We start from the raw sequence: 5,641 nt of genomic DNA on the forward strand, positions 1-5,641 counted from the left end.
GTGCCTCGAGCCGATGCGTCGCTAACTGCTGTTCCAGGTCTTCGATCTGCTTCTCCCGCTTTGTGATTTCTGTTAGTACCGACTGCGGCGCGCGTCCGTTGGCCGCGAGCCGCAATAGATTGTCGAGTTCACGTCGCAGTCGCCTAATCTCAGTTTCGATACCCGCCGCTCGCACCGGCGCTTGCTTGCGCTGCTCGGTCAACATGGCAAATGCCTTATCGATAGTTGCGGCAACGATCGCCGGGGTGAGGACCTGTCGTTCAATGGCGCCAAGCACTTTGTCCTCGACCTCGCTAAGGCGAATCTTGCGCGTGTTTTGACACACCGTCGCGCCCCGGTTGTGCCGGTAGGAGCACAGATAGTGCGGTACGCGCCGGCGCGTCTGCGCGGTGCCGTGGGTGAGCGTCGTAACCACCATATTGCCGCCACACGGTTCGCAGCGCATGAGCCCGCTGAGCAAGTACTTGGCGGGGCGGCCGCTCTGTGGCCGGCCCCAAGCATTACCCTTCGTGTCGCGAAGATAGCTCGCCCTGGCTGTCTTGCGTCGTTGCTGCACGGCCTCCCACAGATCGGGTTCGATGATACGAAGCTGCGGCGCGTCAATCAGCAGATGCTCGTCTTGTTTGAGGCGTTTCTTAGTCCCGTGACGGTAGGCCTTGCGATGGCGTCCAAACGGAATCTTGCCGGTATAGCGAATATTGTGAAGCATTGACCAGAGTGAGGAGGGCGCCCAGGAGCCCGTTCGTTTCCAAGGCGCTGGTGGCGTTTGGTCGTCGAAGTAGTGCCGGCTTTCGTCGCGGTAATTGGGGTCACCGTTTAACGTCTTGGCGATTAACCTGACACCGTGACCGTCGGCACGCATGCGGAAGATACACCGCACGATGTCTGCTTCGCGTTTGTTCACGCGATACTCGGTATAGGCTTTTCCATCGCCCTTCTCCCCGGGTGTGGCGACGACCTTGCGGCCGTCGGGATAGACCCACACGTTGTCATAGCCGTAGACGCGCCCGCCGGTGTTGTGGCCCTTGAGTGCTTTCCTTTCCAGTGCGTCGCGAGCGCGTTGGCTTGCTTTCTGCCGTTCGACCTCCGATGCGTACGACTTGAGGGTAATCATGATCTTCTGCTCGGGCGTGTCCGCTTTCTCTTCTTCGTCGGTCAGGTAGTAGAAAATGCGAACGTCGCTTTCGATGATATCGCCAATGTGGTAAGCGTTGCGGGTCATGTCACGGCCCAGGCGCGACGACTCGCTCATGATTAGGACGTCGAACTCTTTAAGGCGCGTTAGCAGCCGTGTAAAGCCGGGTCGGTTCTGGTACTCCGCACCGCTTATGCCATCGTCGACAAAGATGTGGTCCTCGTCCACAGTCCAGTCGTTTTTCTTGGCGTAGGCTTTGGCATGCTGGACCTGGCGCGTAACAGACTTGTTATCCTCGTCGCGGTCGTTGTCGTCGGTTGATTTACGTGCGTAGATGGCAGCTTTCATGATTACTCAACTCCGAAAAGCATGTGGCCAATCACCTTCCGCTAAACACTCGGATTCGTAGCGCTCGATGATATTGCTCGTGACAGTGTATAGCAATTCGGCAGTGATAAAATGATTCTCTCTTACGCCGCTGCGACCATGGGTGTCAACGTATGATTGTACCAATGGGAAAGATTTTGCATGTACGGCATAGCATCGAACTAGGCGGTAGAGTATTTCGACAATGGAAAATAGAGGCAACTTTCGCTGGAGGTTTCGTCGATTGAACCCCTGGAACGGATTAGCCAGAACAGCAGCTAGAATATCGTTTGGATTTTGATATCTGCGATCTGGATCTCTGATCTGATCCTCGCTTCCAAAGGTTGCGACTAGTATTTCGAGAAGCCGTTCGTAATGTTCCAATTCTTTATAGATCTTAAGGTCTCTAAAATCGGATCGCGGCCACTGGTAGAAAAAAAGTAGGTCGATCATTTCGAAATCCTGTCGGCGCCCGGAATACTGTTTCACAATGGTTTTGTATGCCTTATCACCACTGCGTTTGGGATAACGAAGTCTTCCCAGTGCGTCGATATAACAACTCAGTATTAATATGGCCTCTAACCGATACCGCCGATCATCTAGTAAGGTCCTTACGTTGGTGAGGTCTTCTCTCCAGCGCGCAAAGTATGCCTGAATAGCTTGTCTCTTAAGTTCCTGATGGTTAGGTGTTTGAGGGCTCATCTTTTCGCTCGTAGATACGTTTGCTGGTTATCATAAGTCAGCCAGCTGTGCGTTGCTAACCACGCCGCGCTACCAAACTAACCGTGGTTTTCGGTAGCGGCGCAATGGCAATCGTCCCGGCCAGTAGCATCTTGTCGCCGCGACGAATTAGCAGTCTGAACTCGCCACCCGCATGATGATCTCGCAGGTAGTCGAGTAGGTCTGGAAACGGGTGGCAGTTGAGCAGTGCGGGAGTGACGGGTTTGCCGTTAAGTATCCGGTACACGTACATGCGATCCCTTGGATGGTAGTCATCCAGGATGGCAAAAAGCTGCTGTGAAAGGCTGATGCTCGAAAAGATATCTCTCATGATAGTCATCCTCGTGGGTTTAAGCCTGTGTTTCCTTCTGTGTCTTCGCCTGTGTCCTCTCCTGTGTCCGTTCCTGTGTTCTCTTGCGGAAAGCCTATAAGAGGCTTAGAGATCCTTGCTTTTTGCTTTTTCGGTATCTGCGGGAGATCACCCGTAACCCTTACAACGGTGTCTTGCAGATACGCGCAAACGAGCAGTTCAACAAGCGCATCCACAAACGGAATCAGGTGCGGCGGCAGATTGTTGGCCGGTTGAACGCTGTTGGGATTTGCGTCGGGGCTAGGCGTGACGAAGCGGCTAGATGGCACTGCTTGTTGCCGAGTCCCACGGGATGCCCGATACTGTGAGCGTTGACGTTGGTTTTGTTGTGCGGTCGGTTTATGCATAACAGCTCACCATCGCCGGAAGCTTGGCGAGCAGATGGATCAATGCGACCAAAGTGGGACTCATAAACGCCACCGTCGGTGATTTACTAGAGATACCCCGAGTACGCATGACATTGTCTTGAGCTCGTCGTCAGTTGGCCTAGCCAGACCGCGCTCGATGCGACTCACGTGCATCTGTGAGCGGCATAGTGCCGCTGCAACCGCTGCCTGACTCAACTCAAGCAATCGACGCTGCCTTCGAATTTTGCGTCCAATGTTCATGGTGTGGATCATAGGTTTGATTTAAACTGGTTAAAACGCACCGGTATGCTCATTCCGATACGTCATGGCAGGTAAAACTAAACCGAAGATCGACCAGTTACGGGCGAGCTTTTGGTACTGGGCGCTGAAGGAAGCGGTAATGCAGGAAGCCGGCAAGTGGATGAGCGATCGGAAGCTTGCCGGGTTGCTCGACAAGAAACTCCAGCCAGACACAATACTCGCCGATGCTGACCAGCTAGGTCGCTATAAGCGAGGGGAAAAGAACCCTAGTGAGCTAACGCTTGAGTACGCCGAAGGGCTCTATTCAGGCACGAGAATGTTTTTTGAGAGTGGCCCGTGGTTTTCGTTCCTCTGGTCAGCGCTTGATCCGAGTAGTCGTCCACAGGACGCGCTGACCGCTATTGAGACCGCGTGGCGAAACGGCGTACAGGTAGAGCATGAGATAAACGCCGGTGGTAAGTTGGGTATCCAGGATCTGGTTGTGCCTGGGACGCTTGCGGCATGTTGGAACCTACCACCGGGTGCACGCCTGAATCTTGCGGGAAAATGTCAATCGTGGGAGTGGCTCGATGACCTTTGTGCGCAACTGGTTCCACCAGGGTCTTTCGAGACCTATGCGGGTGGGGGTGTTCTAACGCTCGTGCCTTCGGCCACCTTTACTAAGAAAGAGCGCCTAAAGACATCGTCCAAAGTCCGGCTGCCTTTCTTCGCCGGCCTGAGCTACCGAATCGCACAGGCAAGGATCAAAGGAGAAAATAGCCTCATCCTTAATCTTATGGAAGAACCCCACATTACCAACTTCGCGGGTAGGCTTCTGGAGCAGTTGCAAGCCAAGCTGCCAGATGCGATGGGTTTCAATATTCTCCAAAATTCTCCGGCCAACTGCCCGGAGATCGGTACGAGTAGCCAACCCTTACCGCATGTGAATCCCGTTGTGGGACCAGACTAATCAACGTCCGCTTTCGACCCACAGGCGACATTCGAGATTGCGCACCAAAGTGACAAGGGCGCAGCCAAGGAATGTCCGCTCTCGCCTATAAGCAGCCGGTCAGATAATAGAGTTGCGACAGGCAGAAAACGACCCCAAAGCAGCCCTGCGGAAACAGTTCTCATTATTGGATCTGCGTACTAGAGCCACGTTACAAACGGGTCCTATACTATTGAGATGAAGACCTCCGTCCTCTGGTTGTCGCTTTTTCTGGTTCCCGGCGTATTACTGCCAAGATCAGTTTCCGCCGCGGAGTACAGCGACGAGGACATTCTGCCACACGTAACATCACTCACTTTCTTGGACGACAAGATCGGGATTCGCGTTACAGCTGGTTCTCTCCGCTTTTTCAAATTTCCAGACTTCGTCTACATGAGGGGCACTAACTCGTTTCTGCCTGTGACGGCAGCAGAATACGCACGACTGATTGGCGATGAGGAAGGGAAGCCGCTTGGCCGCCCGCCGTACGTCACAACGGATGGCACCACTTATGTACCGCAACATTGCAATTCGTATAACGGAATTACTTCAGAGATGGTCGTTGCAGGGCAGACTTTAGAGGTGAATCTGGGCAATTGCGTCAGCGTCTCCGAGGTTGAGGCCGTTGGCGACTATATTTGGATCGGCACTTACCTCGACGGCGGCCACGGTGACTATGGTGCGGCGGGATTACTGGTTGTCTCCCGTTCTTCGGGTCAGATAATTAAGCGCATCGATACTGGCAAGCTCGCGATCACAGGGGTCCGTTACGATCCAATAACAGGTTTCGTATGGGCGATAACGCCCGATCAGATTACTGTCGTTAGTCAAAGCCTTGAGATCGTGTCGCGATACCGCTTCTATCATGACTTCGAGCCAAGTTCAGGCGCACCAGTCGTAAAAGTGTCGGATAGAGAAGTCAAGAGCCATCCGATGGCGGTTATCGCAACGCTACTTCCTCAGGCGCACCAGCAATCTTTCTATAGGTCTGTACAGACTATTCCGGAATCACTAGTGAGAGAGTTTTCACTTTACGGGTTCTTTATGTGTTGCAATTTCCACCGCGGGGATCGATCGGTTCTGTCAGGCAAGTTTAACGTCTTGGTTCCATTTCTGCATGTAGGCGCTGAGCACAACGTCGTCAGCGACACTCGCTGGAGGCAGCTCGCCTGCCTGTTGGTAGATGACCCAGAGGCTCGGCGCTTGTGTGATTCTGAGGACTGGGCTTCCATCAGCGGGCAGTAACTTTGAGTTGTCCCACTCTTTCTCTGTAGCATCCCGCTTATTGTTTGATTCTCCCGCCCGGCTACTCTCGATAGAATCGAGACCCAAAGCAGACATTCCCAAATCGAAAGTCCTCATGCCTGAACATGACGGACGGCCCGAATAGATTGCGACCGCTGGGCATCTGTCGTGGATAACGACTATCCTAGAAGGGCAAGGGACGATCATTAAAGCTAAGAAGACAAATCGTC

General features: G+C 53.5%; 6 protein-coding genes. 2 read left to right on the forward strand and 4 right to left on the reverse strand.

Going from position 1 to position 5,641, the window contains the following annotated elements:
* From O6944_08015 to O6944_08030, 4 genes are all read right to left on the reverse strand, one after another.
* The coding region (locus tag O6944_08015; GenBank protein MCZ6719076.1) for a recombinase family protein at nucleotides 1–1,483 on the reverse strand (1,483 nt) is incomplete at its 3' end.
* A 6-nt stretch (nucleotides 1,484–1,489) separates the two neighbouring features.
* Nucleotides 1,490–2,203, reverse strand: coding sequence for a hypothetical protein (locus O6944_08020; protein MCZ6719077.1), 714 nt, complete (start codon nucleotides 2,201–2,203; stop codon nucleotides 1,490–1,492).
* 55 nt (nucleotides 2,204–2,258) lie between these two features.
* A complete protein-coding gene (locus tag O6944_08025; GenBank protein MCZ6719078.1) occupies nucleotides 2,259–2,561 on the reverse strand; it encodes a hypothetical protein in 303 nt (100 codons plus the stop codon).
* On the reverse strand, nucleotides 2,558–2,938 hold the full coding sequence (locus tag O6944_08030; GenBank protein MCZ6719079.1) for a hypothetical protein: 381 nt from the start codon (nucleotides 2,936–2,938) through the stop codon (nucleotides 2,558–2,560). Before O6944_08030 ends, O6944_08025 begins: the two co-directional genes overlap by 4 nt.
* A gap of 325 nt (nucleotides 2,939–3,263) precedes the next feature.
* Between O6944_08030 and O6944_08035 the strand changes: the two genes are divergently transcribed.
* Both O6944_08035 and O6944_08040 read left to right on the forward strand, forming a co-directional pair.
* On the forward strand, nucleotides 3,264–4,148 hold the full coding sequence (locus O6944_08035; protein ID MCZ6719080.1) for a hypothetical protein: 885 nt from the start codon (nucleotides 3,264–3,266) through the stop codon (nucleotides 4,146–4,148).
* Nucleotides 4,149–4,364: 216 nt separating this feature from the next.
* Complete coding sequence (locus O6944_08040; protein ID MCZ6719081.1) at nucleotides 4,365–5,411, forward strand: hypothetical protein; 1,047 nt, start codon at nucleotides 4,365–4,367, stop codon at nucleotides 5,409–5,411.
* Nucleotides 5,412–5,641 lie beyond the last annotated feature (230 nt).

Source organism: Gammaproteobacteria bacterium (genome assembly GCA_027296625.1).
In the GTDB taxonomy this organism is placed as follows: Bacteria; Pseudomonadota; Gammaproteobacteria; order JAKEHO01; family JAKEHO01; genus JAKEHO01.

Coding starts and splice junctions, on each gene's coding strand:
- O6944_08020 (MCZ6719077.1), bottom strand. CDS start 2,203: ATGAGCCCTCAAACACCTAACCATCAGGAACTTAAGAGACAAGCTATT.
- O6944_08025 (MCZ6719078.1), bottom strand. CDS start 2,561: ATGACTATCATGAGAGATATCTTTTCGAGCATCAGCCTTTCACAGCAG.
- O6944_08030 (MCZ6719079.1), bottom strand. CDS start 2,938: ATGCATAAACCGACCGCACAACAAAACCAACGTCAACGCTCACAGTAT.
- O6944_08035 (MCZ6719080.1), top strand. CDS start 3,264: ATGGCAGGTAAAACTAAACCGAAGATCGACCAGTTACGGGCGAGCTTT.
- O6944_08040 (MCZ6719081.1), top strand. CDS start 4,365: ATGAAGACCTCCGTCCTCTGGTTGTCGCTTTTTCTGGTTCCCGGCGTA.